Annotated in this window: 23 protein-coding genes; 14 read left to right on the forward strand and 9 right to left on the reverse strand. The window is 61.1% G+C overall.

The genetic code is table 11. The features are described from left to right. The first annotated feature begins 8 nt into the window (after window positions 1–8). Window positions 9–881 (forward strand): LysR substrate-binding domain-containing protein, encoded by an 873-nt coding sequence (locus ACIOMR_RS19720; RefSeq protein ID WP_102368178.1) that lies wholly within the window; start codon window positions 9–11, stop codon window positions 879–881. 88 nt (window positions 882–969) lie between these two features. Beyond that, window positions 970–1,797: a phosphonoacetaldehyde hydrolase gene (phnX, locus tag ACIOMR_RS19725; RefSeq protein WP_401195923.1), complete on the forward strand. Its 828-nt coding sequence runs from the start codon at window positions 970–972 to the stop codon at window positions 1,795–1,797. Between the two features lie 39 nt (window positions 1,798–1,836). Here the strand turns inward: phnX and ACIOMR_RS19730 are convergent, their stop codons facing one another. Beyond that, complete coding sequence (locus tag ACIOMR_RS19730; protein WP_177081127.1) at window positions 1,837–2,802, reverse strand: oxidoreductase; 966 nt, start codon at window positions 2,800–2,802, stop codon at window positions 1,837–1,839. A 79-nt stretch (window positions 2,803–2,881) separates the two neighbouring features. Here ACIOMR_RS19730 and ACIOMR_RS19735 point away from each other — a divergent pair, with 79 nt between their 5' ends. Then, the gene (locus tag ACIOMR_RS19735) at window positions 2,882–3,844 is read left to right on the forward strand and encodes an AraC family transcriptional regulator (RefSeq protein WP_401195926.1); all 963 of its coding nucleotides are present in this window, start codon (window positions 2,882–2,884) and stop codon (window positions 3,842–3,844) included. On the opposite strand, the gene ACIOMR_RS19740 is transcribed toward ACIOMR_RS19735, so the two are convergent. Genes ACIOMR_RS19740 through ACIOMR_RS19750 form a run of 3 tightly spaced genes read right to left on the reverse strand, consistent with a single transcriptional unit; the run spans window position 3,808 to window position 5,217 of the window. After that, window positions 3,808–4,254 (reverse strand): NUDIX hydrolase, encoded by a 447-nt coding sequence (locus ACIOMR_RS19740; RefSeq protein WP_087695149.1) that lies wholly within the window; start codon window positions 4,252–4,254, stop codon window positions 3,808–3,810. The genes ACIOMR_RS19735 and ACIOMR_RS19740 overlap by 37 nt on opposite strands. Before the next feature lie 30 nt (window positions 4,255–4,284). Further along, window positions 4,285–4,668, reverse strand: a complete 384-nt coding sequence (locus tag ACIOMR_RS19745) for a cytochrome c family protein (RefSeq protein ID WP_003210355.1) — start codon at window positions 4,666–4,668, stop codon at window positions 4,285–4,287. A 27-nt stretch (window positions 4,669–4,695) separates the two neighbouring features. Continuing rightward, window positions 4,696–5,217: a GNAT family N-acetyltransferase gene (locus ACIOMR_RS19750; RefSeq protein WP_401195929.1), complete on the reverse strand. Its 522-nt coding sequence runs from the start codon at window positions 5,215–5,217 to the stop codon at window positions 4,696–4,698. A gap of 124 nt (window positions 5,218–5,341) precedes the next feature. On the opposite strand from ACIOMR_RS19750, the gene ACIOMR_RS19755 reads away from it, so the two are divergent. The 4 genes from ACIOMR_RS19755 to ACIOMR_RS19770 all read left to right on the forward strand — a co-directional run bounded on the left by ACIOMR_RS19755 (window position 5,342) and on the right by ACIOMR_RS19770 (window position 9,522). Continuing rightward, the gene (locus ACIOMR_RS19755) at window positions 5,342–6,061 is read left to right on the forward strand and encodes an SDR family oxidoreductase (RefSeq protein ID WP_177021388.1); all 720 of its coding nucleotides are present in this window, start codon (window positions 5,342–5,344) and stop codon (window positions 6,059–6,061) included. 142 nt (window positions 6,062–6,203) lie between these two features. Further along, window positions 6,204–6,581, forward strand: coding sequence for a response regulator (locus tag ACIOMR_RS19760; protein WP_003210361.1), 378 nt, complete (start codon window positions 6,204–6,206; stop codon window positions 6,579–6,581). A gap of 101 nt (window positions 6,582–6,682) precedes the next feature. Then, window positions 6,683–7,297, forward strand: a complete 615-nt coding sequence (locus ACIOMR_RS19765; RefSeq protein ID WP_177069715.1) for a biliverdin-producing heme oxygenase — start codon at window positions 6,683–6,685, stop codon at window positions 7,295–7,297. Further along, window positions 7,294–9,522: an ATP-binding protein gene (locus tag ACIOMR_RS19770; RefSeq protein WP_102605925.1), complete on the forward strand. Its 2,229-nt coding sequence runs from the start codon at window positions 7,294–7,296 to the stop codon at window positions 9,520–9,522. The genes ACIOMR_RS19765 and ACIOMR_RS19770 overlap by 4 nt, the downstream gene beginning before the upstream one ends. A gap of 360 nt (window positions 9,523–9,882) precedes the next feature. On the opposite strand, the gene ACIOMR_RS19775 is transcribed toward ACIOMR_RS19770, so the two are convergent. Both ACIOMR_RS19775 and ACIOMR_RS19780 read right to left on the reverse strand, forming a co-directional pair. Next, window positions 9,883–11,202 (reverse strand): ATP-binding protein, encoded by a 1,320-nt coding sequence (locus tag ACIOMR_RS19775; RefSeq protein ID WP_102368174.1) that lies wholly within the window; start codon window positions 11,200–11,202, stop codon window positions 9,883–9,885. After that, window positions 11,199–11,909: a response regulator gene (locus ACIOMR_RS19780; RefSeq protein ID WP_023659139.1), complete on the reverse strand. Its 711-nt coding sequence runs from the start codon at window positions 11,907–11,909 to the stop codon at window positions 11,199–11,201. Before ACIOMR_RS19780 ends, ACIOMR_RS19775 begins: the two co-directional genes overlap by 4 nt. Before the next feature lie 164 nt (window positions 11,910–12,073). Between ACIOMR_RS19780 and ACIOMR_RS19785 the strand changes: the two genes are divergently transcribed. The 4 genes from ACIOMR_RS19785 to ACIOMR_RS19800 all read left to right on the forward strand — a co-directional run bounded on the left by ACIOMR_RS19785 (window position 12,074) and on the right by ACIOMR_RS19800 (window position 16,305). Continuing rightward, window positions 12,074–12,862, forward strand: a complete 789-nt coding sequence (locus tag ACIOMR_RS19785; protein WP_003210369.1) for a VacJ family lipoprotein — start codon at window positions 12,074–12,076, stop codon at window positions 12,860–12,862. Beyond that, window positions 12,852–13,097: a hypothetical protein gene (locus tag ACIOMR_RS19790; protein WP_003210371.1), complete on the forward strand. Its 246-nt coding sequence runs from the start codon at window positions 12,852–12,854 to the stop codon at window positions 13,095–13,097. Before ACIOMR_RS19785 ends, ACIOMR_RS19790 begins: the two co-directional genes overlap by 11 nt. A gap of 137 nt (window positions 13,098–13,234) precedes the next feature. Further along, window positions 13,235–15,154, forward strand: coding sequence for an alkaline phosphatase D family protein (locus ACIOMR_RS19795; protein ID WP_401195936.1), 1,920 nt, complete (start codon window positions 13,235–13,237; stop codon window positions 15,152–15,154). Window positions 15,155–15,291: 137 nt separating this feature from the next. Continuing rightward, complete coding sequence (locus ACIOMR_RS19800; RefSeq protein WP_023659140.1) at window positions 15,292–16,305, forward strand: diguanylate cyclase; 1,014 nt, start codon at window positions 15,292–15,294, stop codon at window positions 16,303–16,305. A 4-nt stretch (window positions 16,306–16,309) separates the two neighbouring features. Here the strand turns inward: ACIOMR_RS19800 and ACIOMR_RS19805 are convergent, their stop codons facing one another. Beyond that, entirely contained in the window at window positions 16,310–17,338 is a 1,029-nt protein-coding gene (locus tag ACIOMR_RS19805) for an amino acid ABC transporter substrate-binding protein (protein ID WP_008438485.1), read from the reverse strand. Between the two features lie 144 nt (window positions 17,339–17,482). Between ACIOMR_RS19805 and ACIOMR_RS19810 the strand changes: the two genes are divergently transcribed. Together ACIOMR_RS19810 and ACIOMR_RS19815 are read left to right on the forward strand one after the other, a co-directional pair. Continuing rightward, window positions 17,483–18,379, forward strand: a complete 897-nt coding sequence (locus tag ACIOMR_RS19810) for a LysR substrate-binding domain-containing protein (RefSeq protein WP_003210377.1) — start codon at window positions 17,483–17,485, stop codon at window positions 18,377–18,379. Between the two features lie 106 nt (window positions 18,380–18,485). After that, window positions 18,486–19,736, forward strand: a complete 1,251-nt coding sequence (locus ACIOMR_RS19815) for an aspartate aminotransferase family protein (protein WP_087695157.1) — start codon at window positions 18,486–18,488, stop codon at window positions 19,734–19,736. Window positions 19,737–19,780: 44 nt separating this feature from the next. Here the strand turns inward: ACIOMR_RS19815 and ACIOMR_RS19820 are convergent, their stop codons facing one another. Together ACIOMR_RS19820 and ACIOMR_RS19825 are read right to left on the reverse strand one after the other, a co-directional pair. Next, the gene (locus ACIOMR_RS19820) at window positions 19,781–20,164 is read right to left on the reverse strand and encodes a DUF1640 domain-containing protein (protein ID WP_003210382.1); all 384 of its coding nucleotides are present in this window, start codon (window positions 20,162–20,164) and stop codon (window positions 19,781–19,783) included. A 1-nt stretch (window position 20,165) separates the two neighbouring features. Further along, a complete protein-coding gene (locus ACIOMR_RS19825; protein ID WP_003210383.1) occupies window positions 20,166–20,423 on the reverse strand; it encodes a hypothetical protein in 258 nt (85 codons plus the stop codon). A gap of 294 nt (window positions 20,424–20,717) precedes the next feature. Here ACIOMR_RS19825 and ACIOMR_RS19830 point away from each other — a divergent pair, with 294 nt between their 5' ends. Beyond that, entirely contained in the window at window positions 20,718–22,055 is a 1,338-nt protein-coding gene (locus ACIOMR_RS19830) for a carbohydrate porin (RefSeq protein WP_087695158.1), read from the forward strand. Window positions 22,056–22,163: the final 108 nt, after the last annotated feature.

Consider the following 22,163-nt stretch of genomic DNA (forward strand, 5'->3'; position numbering starts at 1 on the left):
GACTCGTTATGTACCAGTACCACAAGTGGCTGCGCTCGTTTCATGCGGTGGCGAAGACCGGCAGTTTCACCCTCGCCGCCGAATACCTGAGCGTCGGCCAGCCGACGGTCAGCGAGCAGGTCAACGGGCTGGAGAAGCAGTTCTCGGTGGAGCTGTTCCACCGTCGCGGGCGGTTTATCGAGATGAGTGCCGCCGGGCACACCCTTTACGGGATCACCCAGGGGCTGTTCGGCCAGGAGGATGAAGCCATGCAACTGTTGCAGAGTTTCAAGCAGCGCAAGACCGGACTGCTGCGCCTGGGCGCGGTGTCGCCGCCGATCGCGATGAACCTGACCTACGAGCTGATGCAGCGCCACCCGGACATCGAACTGGAAACCTCGTTTTCCCCGGAAAAGGAAACCCTGGACCGGCTCTTCAACTTCGATATCGACGTGGCGATCCTGGCCCTTTCGGAGTTCGACCAGCGCTTCGATACCCAGCTGTACCGGCGCTATCCGATTATTGCGGTGGTGCGCGATGACCACCCGTGGGCCCGGCAGAAAGAGGTGCACGTGGAACAGATCAGCCGCGAAAAGTGGGTGATGCGCGAGAAAAGCTCACGCACCCGGCAACTGGTGGAAGAAAGCTGCAAGCGCCAGGGCATCGCCGTGAACTGCGTGATGCAGCTGAACAGTCGCGAAGCCATTGTGCACGCGATCACCAAGGGCATCGGCATCGGCTTTGTGTCTGCCGTGGAATACGCCGAAACCCCGGGCACCACGCCGATCACCTTCGTCGACCATCCGTTTTTCATCGACTACCACTTGTGTTGCCTGGGCATCCGCCGCAACCGACCGATGATCGCCGAGCTATTCGAGGCCAGCCCGATCCCGGCCACCTGATCGTCTTGACCGTTTAAACCCTCACCAGGCGCTTACCTCTTCTTTGAGAGAGGGACGGCCTGCTCACACCTGAAAATGGAGACTTGCCATGCACTACCAACAACCTTCCAAGCTGCAAGCCGTGGTCCTGGACTGGGCCGGCACCGTCGTCGACTTCGGTTCCTTCGCCCCCACGCAGATTTTTGTCGAGGCGTTCGGCGAGTTCGGCGTCGCCGTTTCCCTGGAGGAAGCCCGCGGCCCGATGGGCATGGGCAAGTGGGATCACATCCGCACCTTGTGCAACCTGCCACAGATTGCCGAGCGTTATCGGGCGGTATTTGATCGCTTGCCGACTGACGAGGATGTCACCGCACTGTATGAACGCTTCATGCCGTTGCAGATCGAGAAAATCGCGCTGCATTCGGCGGTCATTCCCGGCGCCCTTGAGGCGATCAACACCCTGCGCGGGCAGGGCTTGAAGATTGGCTCCTGCTCCGGGTACCCGGCGGTGGTGATGGCCAAGGTGGTCGAGCTGGCGCGACAGAACGGCTACGTCGCCGACCATGTGGTGGCGACCGACGAAGTGCCCAACGGGCGCCCGCATCCGGCGCAGGCACTGGCCAACGTGATTGCCCTGGGGGTCAGCGATGTGGCCGCGTGCGTGAAGGTCGACGACACCTGGCCGGGGATCCTGGAAGGCCGTAGCGCCGGCATGTGGACGGTGGCGTTGACCTGTTCCGGCAACGCACTGGGTTTGACCTACGAGCAATACAAGGCGCTGCCTGCTGCTGAGCTGGCGCTGGAGCGTGCGCGCATTACACAGATGTTCGAGGGCTCGCGGCCGCATTACCTGATCGACACCATCGTCGAACTGCCGGCGGTGATCGACGATATCAATGCGCGTTTGGCGCGCGGAGAAACGCCGCAGGGTTTTTGATGGGCCGATGGGGTCAGTGAGCTGACCCCACACTGCGGCCTATCGCCCTGCGACAAGCTGCTCGCTAAGTATCCACAGCCGCTGCGCCAACCCGGTATCCACCGCCCACGGCCTGACACCCAACTGCTCTTCCGATTCCGCACTCACTGCCGCCGCCACATCACAGTTCTCGCAATAGACCCCGCCCATTCCCGCCAACTGCCCACTCACCGCGCACCACACACTGGTGGCCGCGCCTTGCTCCGGGGTTTTCATGTTCCGCTCAGGGTCGATCACCGGTTTCCCGTGCTCGTCGACATAGCCTGATGCCTGCAAGACTTCAGGCTTCATGTGCCGCACCAGATCGGTAATGATTCCACCGGGATGCACCGCAAAAGCCCGTACCCCACTCGCCGCACCGAGCGTATCCAGATGCACGGCGAACAGCGCATTGGCAGTCTTGGACTGACCGTAGGCCCTCCATGGATCGTAGGCCTGGCGCTCGAAATTCCAGTCGTCAAAGTCGACGGCGCCGTGCACATGCCCCCGTGAGGACAGCGTCACCACCCGTGCACCTTCGGCGCGCTGCAAGGCCGGCCACAGGCGCTGGGTAAGCAGGAAATGCCCGAGATGGTTGGTCGCAAACTGAGATTCGTAGCCAAGGGCATTGCGGCTCAGCGGCGGCGCCATGATGCCCGCGTTATTGATCAGCAGGTGCAGCGGGCAGCCTCTCGCCAGAAAGCGCTCGGCAAACTGTTCGATGGACTGGGCGTCCATCAAGTCCAGGGGTTCAAGTTGCAGCTGTGGGTAAGGTTTGAGTGCGGCGCGTGCCTTGGCCAGGTCACGGGCCGGGATGATCACGCGGGCGCCCGCGGCAGCCAGGGTACGGGCGGTGACCAGGCCAATGCCGGAGTAGCCGCCCGTGACAATCGCCACCTTGCCCGAGAGATCGACGCCCCGGATGACTTCGGCGGCGGTGGTTGCTGCTCCATAGCCGCTGTGGATCGGTTTTTGTACTGTGGGCATGACAGAGTCTCCATTGGACGTGTGGTTAACACGCTACCCCTCGAAAGCCGTACTCTGAATACTCGAACATCCCGTTTACATGCGTAAAAGTACGAATATGCCCAGCGACCCGTTTTCCGAGATTCTCACGTTCGTGAATGCCCAATCGGTGATGACCGGCGGATTCAGCGCGGGCGGCGCCTGGGCCCTGCGTTTTCCCGCGCCGGACAAGATCAAGTTTTTCGGGGTGGTGAAGGGGCAGTGCTGGTTGTGGATGGATGGCGAACTGGCGCCGGTGTTGATTGAGGCGGGCGATGTGTTCCTGCTGTGTGCGCAACGCTCGTTTGTGCTTGCAGGCGATGTGTCGGTCGCGCCTTTGGAAGCGCGGCAATTATTCGCTGACGCCGGCCGCTTCCCGCAAATCGGTGACGGCCAGGGCTGTGTGCAAATCGGCGGCTACGTGCAACTGGACCCGGAGAGTGGCGGCCTGCTGGCCAACGCGCTGCCGCCCCTGATCCACGTGCGGGCCACGTCGCCGCAAGCGACAATCGTGCAATGGCTACTCGGCCAGTTGGCACATGAGGGGCAAGCCAATTTGCTCGGGGCAAGCTTGGCGTCGGCGCAACTGGCGCAGTTGATGTTTATCCAGATCCTGCGGGCCTATGTCGAGACCTCGGGCGTATTACCCGAAGGCTGGCTGCGCACGGTCAGCGACAAGCGCCTGGCCCCCGCGCTGCGCTTGATGCACAGCGAGCCGGAGCGTGCCTGGACACTGGAAGACCTGGCTACGGCGGCTGCGATGTCGCGCACCACCTTTTCGCACTACTTCAAGAGCGTTGCCGGGGTACCACCGTTGGCGTACCTGACCGAGTGGCGCATGCGCCTTGCGCAACGAGCGTTGCGCGAGGGGAATCTGTCAGTGGGCGTGTTAGCGCAGTCGTTGGGGTACGGTTCTGAAAGTGCGTTCAGCAACGCCTTCAAGCGAGTGACAGGAAAGGCCCCGAGGCATTATCGGGACGCGTGCCGTCAATCCAGTAGCGCGGCGCCCTTGAGCAGCGCGTAAAGCCCTTCCGGTACCAGTGGCGACTGCGCGGTGAAGCTTGAGCTGCCCTTCCAACTCACCTTGAACGCAAAACCGTTGCTTTCAGCACCGTCAAGATACGGCTGCTCGTATAGGCTCTGATCCGCAAATTGACCATCGTAGACCTGGACGATCTCGTGTCCGGGGTGGCCGTCGTAGGTAAAGATGCTTTCAAGCGTGCCGAGCAGGCGCAGGCTGTGAATCGGCTGCGCCAGTTCCTCCTGGACTTCTCGCACGATGGCCTCGGCGCTGTGTTCACCGAATTCGATGCCGCCACCGATGGGGCGAAAGACTGTCTGCTGTTTCACCGCATCCTGGAATTCGTGAACCAGAATTCGACCGTTGCGGTGAAAGATACAAAGGGCAAGCGCCCGGATACGCGGTGCGACCATGGAGTGAAATCCTTGTCTTGGGATCGGTGTTTATTGCGCCTGAAATGTCGCAAGGTACGCCAGCAAGTTGTCGATTTTCTCCTGATCGCTGATCCCCCAGAAAATCATCCGGGTGCCGCTCACGACCTTTTTCGGTGCCTCGATGTAGGCGGCCAGCTTGTCCCGCGTCCAGACCACGCCTGAATTCTTCATCGCATCTGAATACTGGTAATCAGTGGTCGTGCCGGCCGGGCGGCCAATGATGCCGTTGAGCTGCGGCCCGAAACCGCCCCGGGCATTTTCGCCGACGCTATGGCAACCGCCGCAGGTTTTGCTGAATAACTTTCCACCGGCTTCGGCGTCTCCCGCCGCCGCTGCCGGCAGGCTGACGAGACCGGCAATCAGGGCGAGGCTGAATAATACGACGTACTTCATGGGTAACTTTCCATCCGTTGTGCCGGTTCAGCTGGGGACTTGCCATGACATGGCACAGCGACTGCCCGGCGCAAAACCGTGACGATACTCCTCGCGCAGAGCCTCTGCCAAACGATGATCCGGCGCCAGCGAGCGCTCTGGCTGAAATCCCAGCCGCTGGTAGAACGGGGCATTCCAGGGCACATCGCGAAACGTGGTGAGGGTGACGGCCCGCAACAGGCGCAAACTTGCCTCATTCATCACGGCCTCAAGCAATTGCCGCCCTGCGCCACGGCCCTGCATGACCTGCGCCACCGACAGTTCATGGATGTGCAGGTCGTCATCAAACATCTGTGCACTGAGAAAACCCTGGACCTGGCCAGCAGCATCCACCGCCACCCAACACGTACCCCACGCGATCAACTGCAGATGACGTTCAACACTCATGACCTCGGCATCGGCCAGCCAGCTCAAGGATTCGATCGCACGAAAGGACTGGGCCGCACTGCGCTCTATTGCAGGTAAACACACTGCGTCGGGTGCGGCGGCAAGTCGGATAACAGTGAGCATGAGGCAACCCGGGATCGTTGAAACACCTGAGATTAACATCTGGAAACAGCCACTCAATTGATATCACCCCACCACTCTGCTTGCATGCCCGCTCCTCTCGGCACAGCGGTTCAGGAGACAAGCGATGAAAACCATGGTGGTCGGTGCAAGCAAAGGATTGGGCAGGGCCTTGATGGAAGGGCTGGGCGGGGTTGGGGATACGCTGATCGGGGTGTCCCGCAGTCGCCCTGATCCCTTGATGTGCAGCACTGGCGCCGAGGTGCGCTGGGTGGAAGCAGACCTTGGCGTGCCTGGCCAAGCGGCGCACGTCATCGAGCAGGCGGTGGAGGCAGGCGGGCTGGACACACTGATCTATAACCTGGGCATCTGGGAGGCGCGGGCGTTTGATCCGGCGTACAGCTATCTCACCGACGAGGACACGCAACTGGAAGCCATCGTCAGTTGCAACATCACCGCACCGCTGTTGTTGATCAAGCGGCTGCTGCCGGTGTTATTGAAGAGCCCACAGCCGCGCATCATCCTCACAGGCTCGACCTCGGGACTGCCCCAGAGCGGCCGGCCCGAAGTGGCGTTCGGCGCCTCGAAATTCGCCTTGCGCGGCATCGCCGATGCGCTGCGTGAAGGCTATCGCCAGCAGCGCCTGGGCGTCACTTGCCTGAACCTGGGCTATCTGAATACCGAAGATTCCTTGAGCACCTCACGCACCCAGGCCGAACAGCGCGGTGAGGGCCAATTGATTCCGGTGCATGACGTGGTGCAGGTGGTGCGTATGGTCTTGAGCCTGTCCGGCGCCAGTTTCGTCAAGGAGCTGACGTTGCCGGCGCTGCTGGATGAACGCTTCTAGCAGGTTTCGCCAGTGGAGCGCCCTGCCCTGACGCAATTCAAAGACAACCAAATGACCACCCATCGCAAAAAAAACATCCAATCGAACCTAATCGACGGCGCCCCACTCCACCTTACTTAACCCGGATGGTGGAGTAAGGATCATGGCTCAGCCATCGATATTGGTGCTGGAAGACGACGAAATCATTCGCTCGTTGATGGTAGATGTACTGGAGGATTTCGGCGCGGTGGTGACCTCGTTCCCGTCCGCAGACGAAGGAATGATTTTTCTTGAACGAGCCAGTGATCCGGTAGACTTGATTGTCAGCGATATCCAGATGCCCGGCCTGCTCAATGGCTACGACTTGAGCAAAGTAGTCGCCCATCGCTGGCCGACGCTGCCGGTGGTGCTGACCTCGGGCAACACCGCAATGGCCTCGCAGTTGGGCAGCACCGTGCGGTTCCTGCCCAAGCCGTGGACCACCAAGCGCCTGATCGACTGCGTGCAGTCGGCCCTGGTGCAGGGTTCGCCCATGCACTGATAGCATCGCGATATCAGCCAAGGCGAACTTCACGGCGACTCCTGCGGTCAGTTATTAAGCAACCTTACATGGCCAGCAGGCCCCCAGTTCGAGTTTACTGAATGCATTCACAGGCCCATGACGTTGGTGCGCCCCCTGTACTTGAAGCCCTGCGCTCGGGTACCGCTTTACTGCACGTCGCCCTGGAAAAGCGCTTGCCGTTTTTCTCCCCGCAGCTGGATCACACTCGGTATAAACGCCTGCTCCAGGCCTATTACGGGTTCTACAACCCTCTGGAAACGACGCTGAACGACAGCGGCTTGATCCCCGTGGGGTTTGATCAGGTGCTGCGTCGCAAAACTCCCACCCTGCTGACGGATCTTCACGCCCTGGGCCTGGACGCCCGAGCCATCGCCGCCCTTCCCCATTGCCTGTCGCTACCGCTCCTCGACACGCCGGCCGCCTGCCTGGGCGCGCTGTATGTGTTGGAAGGCGCCACCCTGGGCGGGCAAATCCTGCGCCGGGAAATGGCCCAGCGCCTGGGACTGGATGCCGACAACGGCGGCGCGTTTCTCAACGTGTACGGCGCTGAAACCGGTCGGCGCTGGAAAGACTTTCTCGACTACCTGAGCCATGTGCCCCTCGATGCGCACGCCAAACTGCGCGCCGTGAACGCGGCCCGCTCGACATTCAGCTGCTTTGAGCAATGGCTCGACAGCCAGGAGGTACTGCTATGAAACCCGAAGATTTTGAAGAGTTGCTTGCCAACTGTGCAGACGAACCCATCCGCTTCCCGGGGGCCATCCAGCCCCACGGTGCGCTGCTGACCCTGTCCGAGCCGGACCTGCATATCGTGCAGGTGAGCGCCAACGTAGCCGAACTGTTCAACCACTCGCCGGAATCCCTGCTGGGCCAGCCGCTGCACACATTGATCGGCATTGAACATGCCGAAGCCGTCCGGGCCATGGTCACGCAAAACAGCTTTTTCGACGCCGCACCGCTGCACATGACCCTCAACGGCGCCGAGTTCGAAGGCTTGCTGCACCGCCATCAGGATGTGCTGGTGCTGGAGTTCGAACCACGGCTCAAGGACTTCCAGCCGCGGGCACTCAATGGCCGGACCAGCAACCTGGGCAAGATGCTTCAACGCCTGCAGGCGGCGAAAACCCTGCAAGCCTTGTATGAAATCAGCGTCAACGAAATCCAGGCCATGACCGGCTACGACCGGGTGCTGATTTATCGTTTCGAAGAGGAAGGCCACGGCCAGGTGATCGCCGAAGCGTCCGCCCCGTCGATGGAATTGTTCAACGGCCTGTTCTTCCCGGCGTCTGACATCCCCGAACAAGCCCGGGAGCTGTACCGCACCAATTGGCTGCGGATCATCCCCAATGCCGATTACGAGGCAGTGCCGCTGGTGCCCAGGCTGCGCCCGGACACCGGCCAGCCCCTGGACCTGAGCTTCGCCACCCTGCGCAGCGTGTCGCCGATTCACTGCCAGTACATGAAAAACATGGGGGTGCTGTCGTCCATGAGCATCTCCCTGATGGCCGGCGACAAACTCTGGGGCCTGATCAGTTGCGGCAACCGCCAGCCGCTGCTGGTGCCCAATGATTTGCGCACCGCGTGCCAGACCATCGGCCAGGTGCTGTCGTTGCAGATCAGCGCCATGGAGGCCCTGGACCTAAGCCGCCAGCGCGAAGAAAAAGTCGAGGCCCTGGCCTTGCTCAGCCAGGCCATGCAGGCCTCGCCCGCAAACGTCTTCGATGGCCTGGCGCAGCGTCCGCAATTGCTGATGGACCTGACCCTCGCAGGCGGTGTGGCAATCATCGAAGACAAGCAACTGCACCGCTACGGCAATTGCCCGGAACCTGCGCAGATTCGCGCCCTGCACAAGTGGCTGCAAGAGACCGGGCAGCCGGTGTTTGCCAGCCATAACCTGGCCTCGGTTTACCCGCCGGCGGCTGAATACCAGCACGTAGCCAGTGGCGTGCTGGCCATGAGCTTGCCCAAGCCGGTGGACAACGGCGTGTTGTGGTTTCGTCCCGAAGTGAAGGAAAACATCAACTGGAGCGGCGACCCGAACAAACCCCTGGACCTGGAAAGCACCGACGCGGGCCTGCACCTTCGCCCACGCACCTCGTTTGAAATCTGGAAGGTGGAGATGGCCGGCATTTCCACCAAATGGAGCCACGGTGACCGCTTCGCCGCCAACGACCTGCGCCGCTCGGCCCTGGAAAATGACCTGGCCCGCCAGGTGCTGCGTGAACAACAGGCGGTGCGCGCCCGGGATGAACTGGTGGCGGTGGTTTCCCACGACCTGCGCAACCCGATGACGGTGATCTCGATGCTCTGCGGCATGATGCAAAAAGCCTTCAGTTCCGATGGCCCACACACCTCGCGACGGATTTCCTCGGCCATCGATACCATGCAACAAGCCGCCGGGCGCATGAATGTGCTGCTGGAAGATTTGCTCGACACCTCGAAGATCGAAGCCGGGCGCTACACCGTCAAGCCGGTGGCCCTGGACGTGAGCCAGATGTTCGAGGAGGCCTATTCACTGCTCGCGCCCCTGGCGATGGAAAAGGGCATCGACCTGTCCTTCAATGCCGAACCCGGGCTGCAAATCCATGCCGACCCGGAACGGTTGTTCCAGGTGCTGTCGAACCTGATCGGCAACGCCATCAAGTTCACCCCGCGCCAGGGCAATATCGGCATCAGTGCGTTGAGCAATGGCGAAGAGATTGTGTTTTCGGTGCGTGACTCCGGCGAAGGGATCGCCCCTGATCAGTTGCCTCACGTGTTTGATCGCTACTGGACGCAAACCGAAAACAATCCCACCGGCAGCGGCCTGGGCTTGTACATCACCCAAGGCATCGTGCAGGCCCACGGCGGGCGGATCGAGGCTGAGAGTGAGTTGGGGCGAGGCAGCGAGTTTCGGTTTACGGTGCCCAAGCCGGCTTGAAACGGCGCCTCATCGAGACGGCGAAGCATATGGAAACCCAAAGGCCCGGAACGCCGGACCGGGCCAGGGCCACTGATCAGGACGCACTCAAAGGGAGGTGAATGCGCACACTTCACGTCCTTTCTAATGAGAGCCAAAATCTATGTCCTTTCCAATCATTGGCAGCGCTTTCCATATCCAATCCTTCAATGGGCCCACTCATTCGCCTCAAGCCACTCAACCCGTCCAACCTATTCAGCCGGCCCCCAAACCAAACGATGAGCCCTCGCGTAGCAGTTCCAACCAGCAAAGTTTTCAGTCGAATAGCGGTAATCTGACTGATCTGGGAAAAGGCAATTTGCCGTGAGGGTTTAAGCCTTCCTAAACCGGCAACACCACCACGGCGGCCAACCCGCCACACGGGCGATTCTCCAACGTCAGCGTTCCACCGTGTTCCAGGACAATCGCCCGTGCCGTGGAAAGGCCCAAACCGACCCCGCCGGTACTTTTATTGCGTGAGCCTTCCAGCCGAAAGAACGGCAGGAACACCTGCTCATGCTGCTCCTGCGGGATGCCCGGGCCACGGTCCAGTACCCGTATCGTCACCACGCCCGGACTCTGTTGCAGTTCGATTTCCGGCGCCCGCCCGTAGTGGATCGCATTGTCCATCAGGTTGGTCATCACTCGCTTGAGCCCCAGCGGGCGACCGAAATACACCAGCCGTGGCGGGCCATTGAAGGTGATGTCGATGGACTGGTCGCGGTAATCGTCAATCAGCGTTTGCAGCAACTCAGCGAGGTCAAGTTGGGTAGCCTGTTCCAGACGCGCATCGTCGCGAAAGAATTCCAGCGCGGTGTTGATCATCGCCTGCATCTCGTCGACATCCCGGAACAGGCGGTGCTGCTGGTCGGCATCTTCGATGAATTCCCCCCGCAGGCGCAGGCGGGTCAGCGGCGCACGCAGGTCATGGGAAATCGCGGCGAGCATCTGGGTGCGGTCCTGGATGAAGTGCTGCAACTGCGCCTGCATGCCGTTGAACGCGAGAATCGCCTGGCGGATTTCCTGGGGGCCGACCGGCTCGATAGGCGGCGCACGAAAGTCGGCGCCGAAACGTCGCACACCCTGGGCGAAATACTGCAGCGGCCGGGCCAGGCGCCGGGTGGCGATCAGCGTGACCAGCGCGGTGGAAATCAGTACCAGCATCAGCACGATCAGGCTTCGCGGGCCTTCCGCCAGGCCCCAGCTGCGCGACGGCGCGCTGAACATCAGCCAGGATTCATCCACCAGTTGCACCACCAGCGCATAGCGCCCGCCGGGGCCAGGCCAGTCGGACGGTTCGTAGGCTTCCATCCGCCGCTCCGGCCCCTTGAGCAGCTGTTTGAACACCTGGTCGGAGTGAAACCCTGGGTCTTCCAGAACCGGCACATCAATGCCTGTGCGGGTGGCCGACCAACTCACATTGAAGCTGTCATCGGCCACTGCCCGAGTCAGTTGCGCGCGCTGGGACGGCTCTGCCGCTTCGATCATCCGCACGATCACCGCGACCTTCTCCAACAGGCCGGTTTCACCCAACGGCGGCCTGGCCCAAACGCCAGCCAGTTGCACAAACAGCGCATTGAAGGCCAGCGCAGTGAGCATCGCAATCAGGATGGTCAGGGCAATCCAGCGGGCCACGGTGTCCCGGGGTTTGAAGCGGCTCAAGAGCGGGTCACCGCGACGGTGAACTGGTAACCACCGTTGCGCACGGTACGAATCATCGCCGGGCGCTTGGTGTCGAACTCCAGCTTGCGTCGCAGGCGGCTGACCTGCACGTCGATGCTGCGGTCGAACGCGTCGTGGCTATGGCCCCGCGCCAGGTTCAGCAATTGCTCGCGGGTCAGTACGCGCTGAGGGTGTTCGACGAACACCAGCAGCAGGTCGAACTCGCCGGACGACAACGGGATCATCACCTGGTCCGGCGAGCGCAACTCACGGCGCGTCAGGTCCAGTTGCCAGCCGGCGAAACGAATCAGCGGGCGCGACACGTCGCCCAACGTCGGCCGGTTTTCACCCGCCCGACGCAGTACGGCGCGCACCCGGGCAAGTAATTCACGGGCATCGAAAGGTTTGCTCAGGTAATCATCGGCGCCCATTTCCAGGCCCACCACGCGATCACTCAGTTCGCCCATGGCGGTCAGCATGATCACCGGTGTTGCGTATTGCTGGCGCAGGCGCTGGCACAGCAACAGGCCGTTATCCCCCGGCAGCATCAGGTCGAGGATGATCAGGTCGGCAGGTGTACGCTCCATGGCCGCCCACAGCTCGGCGCCATTGGCGGCGGTCTCGACCGTGTAGCCATGTTGCAGGAAGAATTTCTTCAGCAGGGCGAGGACCTCGAGGTCATCGTCCACGATTAAAAGATGGCTCACCGATGGGCATCACTTGGTCTTGTCGATGCGCCATCTAAAACCATTCGACGCGGCCCGTCATATATTTCAATCGTGCAATAAAGCGTCAACGGCGCAATAAAGCAGACATCTTTGCGCAAGCTGCGGCTGCCAGCATCGGCTTCCTTTTCCCGGAGACTGACCCCATGCGCTCGCTGACGTATCCCCAGCACCTGGCTCGCCAGGCGGTGTTGTTGCTGACTGTGTCTTACCTCACAGGCTGCGCGAGCCCGGCCAACGTAACGAGTACCACACGCTGCGCACAGGTTTCCTACCCGGTGTATGACCCCGCCGAACCAGTCAACCGGGGCGTGTTCGCCTTCAACCGCGCGGTGGATGACTACGCCCTGGCGCCTGTAGCCCGAGGCTACCGATACATGCCGGAGTTTTTCCAGCAGGGTGTGCATAACTTCGCCAGCAACTTCAGCGAGCCCAAGGTCTTCATCAACGACCTGCTGCAAGGCAACCCACGGCGTTCGATCAACACCCTGGGACGTTTTGCGGTGAACACCACCGTGGGGATCGTCGGCTTGATTGATGTCTCGGACCCGCTGGGCATCCCTCGCCACACCGCCGATTTCGGCCAGACCTTTGGCGTGTGGGGGATTGGCAACGGGCCGATTGTCGAACTGCCGTTGCTGGGCACCGGCAACAGCCGCGATGCGGCGGGCAAGGTCCTGAACTTCCTGGTGGCGCCGCTGGGCGACAGCGATACCGTGCAAACCCTGGGCACCATCAGCCTGGTGGGTGGCACAGTGGACACGCGCGCCTCGTTGCTGCCGCTGACCGACAGCCTGCAAAAGCTGCCGGACTACTACAGTGCCTTGCGTAACGTGGTGGCCGAACACCGCGCGGCCTTTGTGCTGGAGGGCAAGCAGGGGGCGACGTCGCCTCAGGCCGATAATTGTGCACAGGGAGCCGGCGATGATTTCTGAATCAAGCTCACTGGTCCTGCAACGTCAGGTTCGTAAACGCGGGACCAGCGCGCTGCTCTGCCGGGAGACTCGCCTGAGCCTGTCGTCGGAGCAGGGCCGCCTGGTGCTGAGCCGCTATGTCGAACGGTACAGCCCGCAGGGTGTGCGCTGGGTCGAGCGCCAGCACAGTGTGGCCCTGGCCGAAGTGCTGCGCTGGATGATTGCCGAAGGCGAGACCTGCGCCACGCAGTCATGATTTGAGATGAAAGGTTTATAGCCCGGGCCAGTGGGCGCCGGGTAATTTGCGGCTCGCCCGGGTATCGCGCCTTAACAAAACGCTGACATTCAATGCGTTACCTTTTCGGCCCAACCTTGCCCAGAGCCGTTGCCTTGATGCCTCACCCCGACACACTTCCCGCTGTACTCGCCGGCCCGTTGCTGCGACGCCTGGAACCGCGGCGCCTGGTGATGTGGCTGGTGGGAAGTCGTCCCCTGGCATTGACCCTGAGGCTGCAAGTCGCCCAAGGCGCGGCGCTCGATATCGAGTTGGACGCCAGCCAATGCAAGGTGGTGCCCGTCGGGCGCCAGGCCTTTATCCATCTGATCGACGTACCGCTGGCGGAAGCCCTGCCCCAGGACGTGAGCATCGGCTACGACCTGCTGGTAAACCGTGCCGGTATCGCCGAATGGGCGCCGCACCTGCTCTACCCGGGCGCACAAGGCCCGCATTTCGTCCTGCACAGCCGCATCCACCAATTGGTCCACGGTTCCTGCCGCAAGCCCCATCACAGCGCAGCCGACGGTTTGCTGTGTGTCGACCGGCTGCTGGCCGCATCGAACACCCTGGAGGAACGCCCGGCCTTGTTGATGATGAGTGGCGACCAGGTCTACGCCGACGATGTCGCGGGGCCGATGCTGCGGGCCATTCATGCCCTGATCACGCGCCTCGGCCTGTTCGATGAACACCTCGACGGTGCCGTCGTCGACAACAGCGCCGCGCTTTATGAGCATGCCGCCAGCTACTACCATCGAGCCGACCTGTTGCCCGCCCTGAAGAGCAACGAGACCCTGCGCGAGCGTTTTTTTGGCGGGGTGAAGAAGCCTATTTTCACCAGCAGCAGCGCCGACAACCACTTGGTGACTTTTGCCGAAGTCATGGCGATGTACCTGCTGGCGTGGTCGCCCGTACCGTGGCAGTTGATCACCCCGCAAGCGCCGCAACTGCGCGCCGAAGGGCACGTACGCTATGGGCACGAGCAAGTGCAGATCGACACGTTCCGTGACGGCCTGGGTGGCGTGGCCAGGGTGTTCGCCCACCTCTCCTGCCTGATGATCTTCGATGATCACGACATCACCGACGACTGGAACCTCAGCGCCCAATGGGAAGAAACCGCCTACGGGCATCCGTTCTCCAAGCGCATCATCGGCAACGCACTGCTGGCCTACATGCTGTGCCAGGGCTGGGGCAATAACCCGGATGCGTTCGATACGGTGATCGGCAAAACCCTGGCGCTCACCACACAGGCCCACGACAACTACCTGCAGCCTGTCGCTCAAGATGAGCTGGTGGATGACCTGCTGAAGTTCCAGCAATGGCATTACGTGCTGCCCACCACCCCCGCACTGGTAGTGCTCGACACCCGTACCCGGCGCTGGCGCAGCGAGTTCAACCTCAAGCAACCCTCCGGCCTGCTGGACTGGGAAGCGCTGAGCGAACTGCAACAGGAGCTGCTGGATCACCCTTGCGCGATCATCGTTTCACCGGCGCCGATCTTCGGCGTCAAGCTGATCGAAACCGTACAGAAGGCCTTCAGCTGGTGCGGCTACCCGCTGCTGGTGGACGCGGAAAACTGGATGGCCCACCGCGGCGCGGCACAGGTGATCCTCAACATCTTTCGTCACTCCCGCACACCGGGCAACTACGTGATCCTCTCGGGAGACGTGCACTACTCGTTCGTCTATGAAGTGCTGATTCGCCACCGCAATGCCGGTCCAAAAATCTGGCAGATCACCAGCAGCGGCATCAAGAACGAATTCCCGCCGCGCTTGCTGGAATGGTTCGACCGTCTCAATCGATGGCTCTACTCACCGCGCTCACCGCTGAACTGGTTCACCCGTCGCCGACTCATGCAGGTAGTGCCGCATATTCCGGAACACGCTGAAGCGGGCGAACGGCTCTGGAATTCTGCCGGGATCGGGCAGGTGTTTTTTAACCGGCAGGGGCAGCCTGAGGCGATTTATCAGCACAATGCCAATGGGGCGCCCAGGACCAGGATGGCGGCGCCTGATCAGAAGCTGAACCCAAGCAAGTAGTGGCTTTTAGCCACATTCTCACTAGACCAAAGACCCCCTTCTAAGCGCCAAGGCGCCGTTGTACAGTACCGCCAGCCACGGAGTATCGGCATCAATTTTGGCTGGCCCCAGGAGCCAGTCCACGCAGGGAGTGCGCAATGGACGATACATCCGGCAGCGAACCGTCAAGGAAGGACTTTTGCGACCTTAACGCCGACATGCTGCATGCCATCATGGAGCTGGTCAGCGACGGGATCTGGGACTGGAACGCCAACACCGGGTTCGTCTACCGCAACCCCGGCTGGTACGAAATGCTCGGCTATGCCCATCACTCCCTGGAAAACAGCGTATTCACCTGGGAAAACGTGATTCATCCCGATGACTATCCCCAAGTGATGGTGCTGTTTGATAACTACATCAACCGCCGCACCACTCACTATCAAGCCGAATACCGCTGCCGCAAGAAAGACGGCTCCTACCTGTGGATCGAAGACCGCGGCTACGTGATCGCACGTAACGACGACGGCTCGGTGGCACGCATGGTCGGCGCCCACCGCAGTATCCAGGCGCGCAAACAGTCCATCGAACAGCTGGAGCGCCGCAATCAATCCCTTGAAGCCCTGGTGGCCGAGCGCACCCGCGAGCTGTCGCGGGTCAATCAACAACTGCAGTTGCAACTGGACGAGAATCGCTCCCTGGCCGAACGCGACGCCTTGACTCGCGTGGCCAATCGTTACCGCCTTGAACGCGTCCTGCTGGAAGAGTGCGCTCGCGCCCAACGGTTTCGCCTGCCGCTGTCGCTGATCGCCATGGACATTGACGACTTCAAGCCCATCAACGATCAGCACGGCCATGCCGTAGGCGATGAAACCCTGGTGCGCGTGGTGGAATGCCTGGAGGCCTGCATTCGCCACGGCGACTTGCTGGCCCGCTGGGGCGGCGATGAATTCATGGTCATCGTGCCCAAAAGCACGTTGGAGACCGCGCGGGAATTGGCCGAGCGAATGCGCTGTGCGCTCAAGGACTTGCCCGCCGTGGGCAGCTTCAAAGTGACGTTGAGCCTCGGCGTGGTAGAGCGACGCAACGATGAGTCACCCGCCTGCCTGATGGCCAGGGCCGATCAGGCGTTGTATCGCTCCAAGGCGGCGGGCAAGGACACGGTTTCTTCGTGAAACCTCAGCGAACCGGCGGCGCGTATTGGATCCCGCCGTTGCTCCACAGGGCATTAAGGCCGCGCTTGATCTTCAGCACGCTGCCCTGGCCGATGTTGCGCTCGAACACCTCGCTGTAGTTGCCCACTTGCTTGACGATCTGCACGACCCAGTCCTTGCGCAGTTTCAGGTCCTTGCCGTAGTCACCGTCTGCGCCGAGCAAACGGGCGACGTCCGGGTTCTTGCTGGACTTGGCTTGCTCTTCAACGTTCTGCGAAGTGATGCCCATTTCCTCGGCATTGAGCATGGCGAACAACGTCCACTTGACGATGCTGAACCACTCGTCGTCGCCCTTGCGCACCAGCGGGCCCAATGGCTCCTTGGAAATGACTTCAGGCAATACGACGAACTCATCCGGGTGAGCCATCTTGATCCGCTGGGCGTACAGCCCCGACTGGTCGGTGGTGAGCACGTCGCAGCGGCCCGCTTCGAGGCCCTTGGCACTTTCGTCAGCAGTGTCGAAGGTAATCGGCGTGTACTTCAGGCCGTTGGCGCGGAAGTAATCCGAGACGTTCAGCTCGGTGGTGGTGCCGGCCTGGATGCAGATGGTCGCGCCGTCCAGGTCCTTGGCGCTCTTCACACCGAGCTTGGTGTTCACCAGGAACCCGATGCCGTCGTAGTAGGTCACGCCGGTGAACACCATGCCCATGCCCGCGTCACGGGAACTGGTCCAGGTGGTGTTGCGGGAAATCAGGTCGATCTCGCCGGATTGCAACGCAGTGAAACGCTCCTTGGCGGTCAACTGGCTGAACTTCACTTTCGACGCGTCACCAAAGAGTGCTGCGGCGACGGCGTGGCACACGTCCACATCAATGCCGGTCATCTTGCCGTTGGCGTCCGGCACGCCAAAACCCGGTAACCCATCACTGACCCCACACTGGATAAAACCCTTCTTCTGGATCGCATCCAGGGTCGCCCCCGCGTGTGCGCTTGCGGCCAGCCCCAATAGTGCTGCGGCGGTGAATGCCGCCAACGTGGATTTCATGTGCTTCATGCAAGGCGCTCCCTGTCGGTCTTTATTATTCGGCGCCACAAACCCGCGCCGTTTATAGTGTTGCCGGTCAGTATCAACGGCTTTACACCTTGGCCACAAACGACGTTTAGGCAAAGGCTCCTTCCGATTTGGAATGAACTTCTCATGATCTCGAAACGCTTGACCCCTTCGATGACCGCCCTGCAGTGCTTCGAAGCTGCCGCCCGCCACCTGAGTTTCACCCGCGCTGCCGAAGAACTGCACCTGACCCAGAGCGCGGTGAGCAAGCAGGTGGCACAGCTCGAAGAGATGCTCTGCCACCCGCTGTTCCAGCGGGTGCGCCAGCGTTTGTACCTGTCGCCGGCGGGCTCGCTGTACCTGGAGGAAGTACGCAAGATCCTCAACCAGGTGGATATTTCCAGCCGCTACATCCTCACCTACGGTGGCGAGACCGAAGTGCTGCGCATCGCCACCCAGCCGACCTTCGGTGACCGCTGGCTGGTGCCCAAGCTCAAGGATTTTGCCGCGCGCCATCCCAATATCCATCTGGACGTGCGCAACGAACTGGAGCCGTTCGACGTGTTGCAGGCCAAGGCGGATATCGCGTTTTTCTTCGGCCAGGGAGCGTGGCCGGGGGCAACTTGCATCGAGTTGTTTCGCGAAGCCGTGGTGCCGGTCTGTGCCCCCGGGTTTGTTGCCGCTGGCAGCGACGCCTCGTCCCGCCACACCTTGCTGCAATGCACCTCGCGCCCGGAAGCCTGGCACGAGTGGTTTCTGGAACAGGGCCTGCACTCGCAAAACAGCTACCACGGGCCGCGTTTCGACACGTTCTACATGTGCATCCGCGCCGCGCAATCGGGGTACGGCGTGGCGTTGGTGCCGCAGTATCTGGTGGCCGAGGAATTGGCGAACGCCAGCCTGATGATCCCCTGGGATTACAGAATGCCGAGTGCCGGCGCGCACTTTATCGCCCATGCCGAACATGCCGGGGAGATCCCGAAAGTGAAGGCGTTCCTGAACTGGATGGTGGATGTGGCGAGGGAGCTTGCTCCCTCGCCATAGCACATCCCGACTTTTAATAATGATCCGGCGACTTTATTTCGTTTGCGGGGCAAGGCGGCTCACGGCTTAGATAAAAGGACGCATCCTATTCTTGAGTCCCGGATCCATGAGCCGCGAAACCATCAGCCAGTCGATTTCCATCGTCCACCCCATCAGCCTCAGCCATGGCCGGAACGCCGAAGTCTGGGACACCACCGGCAAGCGCTTCATCGATTTCGTCGGCGGCATCGGCGTGCTCAACCTGGGCCACTGCCACCCGCGTGTGGTGGAGGCGATCCGCGACCAGGCCACCAGGCTCACCCACTACGCCTTCAATGCCGCGCCTCACGCGCCCTACATCGAACTGATGGACCGTCTTACCGCATTCATCCCGGTGGATTACCCGGTCAGTGGCATGCTCACCAACAGTGGAGCGGAAGCGGCGGAAAACGCCCTGAAAATTGTCCGCGGCGCCACTGGCCGCACCGCCGTCATCGCCTTTGACGGTGCGTTTCATGGGCGCACGCTGGCGACGCTCAATCTCAACGGCAAGGTCGCGCCCTACAAGCAAAAAGTCGGCGTATTGCCGGGGCCGGTGTTCCACCTGCCCTACCCCAGCCGCGACAACGGCGTGACCTGCGGCGAAGCACTCAAGGCGATGGACCGCCTGTTCAGCGTGGAAATCGACGTCGACGACGTGGCCTGTTTCATCATCGAACCCGTGCAGGGCGAAGGTGGTTTCCTGGCGCTGGACGTGGAATTTGCCCAGGCCCTGCGACGCTTCTGCGATGAGAAAAACATCCTGTTGATTGCCGATGAAATCCAGTCCGGCTTCGGCCGCACCGGCCAGCGCTTCGCCTTCTCACGCCTGGGCATCGAACCGGACCTGATCCTGCTGGGCAAAAGCATCGCCGGCGGTGTGCCGTTGGGTGCGGTGGTGGGTCGCAAGACATTGCTCGACAACCTGCCCAAAGGCGGCCTCGGCGGCACCTACTCCGGTAACCCGATTGCCTGCGCGGCGGCCTTGGCCACCCTGGATGAAATGACGGACGAGCACCTGCAAGGTTGGGGCGCGCAGCAGGAAGAAGCGATCGTCAGTCGCTATGAATCATGGTGTTCGAAAAGGCTCTCCCCCTACCTCGGCCGCTTGACCGGCGTGGGCGCCATGCGTGGCATCGAACTGGCCAACGCCGACGGCAGCCCGGCGCCACAACAACTGGCCCAACTGCTGGCACTGGCCCGCGAGGCGGGTTTGTTGCTGATGCCCAGCGGCAAATCGCGGCATATCATCCGCCTGCTGGCGCCGTTGACGATTGAAGCGGCGGTGCTGGAGGAAGGGCTGGATATTCTTGAAGAGTGTTTGGCGAAGTTGGCTTAAAAACCAGAAAGCCCGGCGGGAAGCCGGGCTTCGAACGGAAAACGTCAGTGGACGAGTCGGGCGACGCCAAAGGCGATGGCAGACAAGGCGCCAGCTGTTCCGACAAACCATTTCAGCAGTCGGGTTTCCAACGATTGCATATCCGTTCTGAAATTGGCGATTGAGAGATCCAACCTGGAGGTTGCTTCGAGCAGGTCGATTTTGGTCTGCATCAGATCGGACTTGGTGGCCATGTGCTCCTGCATGCCATCCAGCTTCGTCTCGACGCGCTCCAATCTTGCCTCAACTTGTGAAATACGCTTTTCCAAATCGTTTTCTCCTCCGTTGCCCCCACCGCCTGCGCCGCCTTTGCGGTCGTAGCCTGATGACGAACCTTGACGGTACTCCTGGCGAAGATAGCTCACATTATCCTTGAGGTCATTCGCCATTTCAGGCCTCCTTCTTTTGGGTCAAAGCATTCAGTCCATCAGCTACACCTTCCATGCAGTCGATAAACTCATTCAGCTTCACCCATGCTTCATCTGCCGCCTGTTTTACATCCACGTCTTCACTATGTTTGAGCGCACCGGACAAGCTAATGATGCCGGAGCCGAGCCTAGCAATTGCACTGTGATACTGACCGAGAATAATGACTAGTTCCCCGGCTGTTACGGCCTTTGCCTCACCCACGTTGTCGTCGCCTTCCATGTCGACCCCCCATCTGTTTTGGTGACGCAGATAACCACGCCCTCAAACACAAACCAACGCACAGATTGCTACCAAATCCGACGATCCAGCGCACTATTACCAAATCCGAAAGAATCCATCTTCCGTTTAGCCCTTTCTCTCCCCGCGCCAGGGCTTTATCCTTGTCAGCAACAAACTGAAACGTTTCATCATTCCACCAAACCATCGACCGCCCGTGTTCAACGCCCTTGTGCGAACGCGCCAGGCCGCTGTTTGCGTTTCAAAACCATAAAATATTAAGACCCCATTTTGCCTATGCCTGCTTTCCCAAACCTGCGCCTGTGCGCTGCGCTGTTACCGTTCGGCCTGATCAACTGTGCCCAGGCCGCACCTGCCTTTGACGCTGAATCACCGTGGATGCTGGGTGATTTCGGCGGCACTCGGACAGCGCTGTCTCAACTAGGCTACGACTTCAAATTCGACTACACCGGCGAAATGGGCAGCAACCTGCACGGCGGCTCGGATCACGACCGCACTGCGCGCTACAGCGACCAATTCGGCCTGGGCACGCACCTGGATCTGCAGAAGATCCTCGGCTGGCACGACGCCGAGTTCCAGTTGACGGTAACCGAGCGCAGCGGCAACAACATCACCAATGACCGGGTCAACGATCCGCGTGTGGGCGGTTTTACCTCGTCCCAGGAAGTCTGGGGCCGTGGCCAGACCTGGCGCCTGACGCAGATGTGGTACCAGCAGAAATTCTTCGACCAAAAGCTCGACATCAAGGCCGGGCGCTTTGGCGAAGGTGAAGACTTCAACAGCTTCCCCTGCGACTTCCAGAACCTCGCATTCTGCGGCTCGCAGGTCGGTAACTGGGTTGGCAGCATCTGGTACAACTGGCCGGTGAGCCAGTGGGCGTTGCGGGTCAAATATCACCTGACGCCCGAGTTGTACGCCCAGGTCGGCGCCTACGAACAGAACCCGTCCAACCTCGATCGCGGCAACGGCTTCAAGCTCAGCGGCAGCGGCACCCAAGGCGCCCTGCTCCCGGTTGAGCTGGTGTGGACGCCTACGCTGAACGGCCTGCCCGGCGAATACCGCGCCGGCTACTACTACAGCAGCGCCAAGGCCAGCGATGTGTATAAAGACCGCAACGACCAGCCGGCAGCCCTCAGCGGCGAGGCCTATCGCAGCGCCTCCAGCAAGCACGGGGTGTGGCTGGGGGTGCAGCAGCAAGTCACCAGCCTGGCCAGCGACCATTCGCGGGGCTTGAACGTGTTCGCCAACGGCACGATGCACGACAAGAAAACCAACGCTGTGGATAACTACGTGCAAGCCGGCGTGGTCTACAAGGGCCTGTTCGACGCCCGCGCCAAGGACGATATCGGTTTCGCCGTGGCCCGGGTGCACGTCAACCCGGCCTACCGCAAGAATGCCGAGGCAAGCAACCAGGCCCACGCGGTATACGACTTCGATGACCCATCCTACCTGCCGATTCAACACACGGAATACAGCGCTGAGCTCTATTACGGCATCCATGTCACCCAGTGGCTGACGGTGCGCCCGAACCTGCAATACATCCGTCACCCCGGAGCCGTGGCCCAGGTGGATGACGCGCTCATCGGCGGGATCAAGCTGCAAAGCTCATTCTGACGTTGTAAGTAAATTCTGAAGAAAACGAATTAGCCCTGAACCAAGCCTGCGCCGGAACGTCATCTACAGTGAACTGTGCGCAATCAATTCAAAACGTAACGGAGAACC

The organism is Pseudomonas sp. NPDC087814, assembly GCF_044742865.1.
GTDB lineage: Bacteria > Pseudomonadota > Gammaproteobacteria > Pseudomonadales > Pseudomonadaceae > Aquipseudomonas.

Bases quoted from the DNA above. Each gene is read 5' to 3' on its own strand.
- ACIOMR_RS19720 (WP_102368178.1), top strand. From the start codon at position 9: ATGTACCAGTACCACAAGTGGCTGCGCTCGTTTCATGCGGTGGCGAAG.
- phnX (WP_401195923.1), top strand. From the start codon at position 970: ATGCACTACCAACAACCTTCCAAGCTGCAAGCCGTGGTCCTGGACTGG.
- ACIOMR_RS19730 (WP_177081127.1), bottom strand. From the start codon at position 2,802: ATGCCCACAGTACAAAAACCGATCCACAGCGGCTATGGAGCAGCAACC.
- ACIOMR_RS19735 (WP_401195926.1), top strand. From the start codon at position 2,882: ATGCGTAAAAGTACGAATATGCCCAGCGACCCGTTTTCCGAGATTCTC.
- ACIOMR_RS19740 (WP_087695149.1), bottom strand. From the start codon at position 4,254: ATGGTCGCACCGCGTATCCGGGCGCTTGCCCTTTGTATCTTTCACCGC.
- ACIOMR_RS19745 (WP_003210355.1), bottom strand. From the start codon at position 4,668: ATGAAGTACGTCGTATTATTCAGCCTCGCCCTGATTGCCGGTCTCGTC.
- ACIOMR_RS19750 (WP_401195929.1), bottom strand. From the start codon at position 5,217: ATGCTCACTGTTATCCGACTTGCCGCCGCACCCGACGCAGTGTGTTTA.
- ACIOMR_RS19755 (WP_177021388.1), top strand. From the start codon at position 5,342: ATGAAAACCATGGTGGTCGGTGCAAGCAAAGGATTGGGCAGGGCCTTG.
- ACIOMR_RS19760 (WP_003210361.1), top strand. From the start codon at position 6,204: ATGGCTCAGCCATCGATATTGGTGCTGGAAGACGACGAAATCATTCGC.
- ACIOMR_RS19765 (WP_177069715.1), top strand. From the start codon at position 6,683: ATGCATTCACAGGCCCATGACGTTGGTGCGCCCCCTGTACTTGAAGCC.
- ACIOMR_RS19770 (WP_102605925.1), top strand. From the start codon at position 7,294: ATGAAACCCGAAGATTTTGAAGAGTTGCTTGCCAACTGTGCAGACGAA.
- ACIOMR_RS19785 (WP_003210369.1), top strand. From the start codon at position 12,074: ATGCGCTCGCTGACGTATCCCCAGCACCTGGCTCGCCAGGCGGTGTTG.
- ACIOMR_RS19790 (WP_003210371.1), top strand. From the start codon at position 12,852: ATGATTTCTGAATCAAGCTCACTGGTCCTGCAACGTCAGGTTCGTAAA.
- ACIOMR_RS19795 (WP_401195936.1), top strand. From the start codon at position 13,235: ATGCCTCACCCCGACACACTTCCCGCTGTACTCGCCGGCCCGTTGCTG.
- ACIOMR_RS19800 (WP_023659140.1), top strand. From the start codon at position 15,292: ATGGACGATACATCCGGCAGCGAACCGTCAAGGAAGGACTTTTGCGAC.
- ACIOMR_RS19805 (WP_008438485.1), bottom strand. From the start codon at position 17,338: ATGAAGCACATGAAATCCACGTTGGCGGCATTCACCGCCGCAGCACTA.
- ACIOMR_RS19810 (WP_003210377.1), top strand. From the start codon at position 17,483: ATGATCTCGAAACGCTTGACCCCTTCGATGACCGCCCTGCAGTGCTTC.
- ACIOMR_RS19815 (WP_087695157.1), top strand. From the start codon at position 18,486: ATGAGCCGCGAAACCATCAGCCAGTCGATTTCCATCGTCCACCCCATC.
- ACIOMR_RS19820 (WP_003210382.1), bottom strand. From the start codon at position 20,164: ATGGCGAATGACCTCAAGGATAATGTGAGCTATCTTCGCCAGGAGTAC.
- ACIOMR_RS19825 (WP_003210383.1), bottom strand. From the start codon at position 20,423: ATGGAAGGCGACGACAACGTGGGTGAGGCAAAGGCCGTAACAGCCGGG.
- ACIOMR_RS19830 (WP_087695158.1), top strand. From the start codon at position 20,718: ATGCCTGCTTTCCCAAACCTGCGCCTGTGCGCTGCGCTGTTACCGTTC.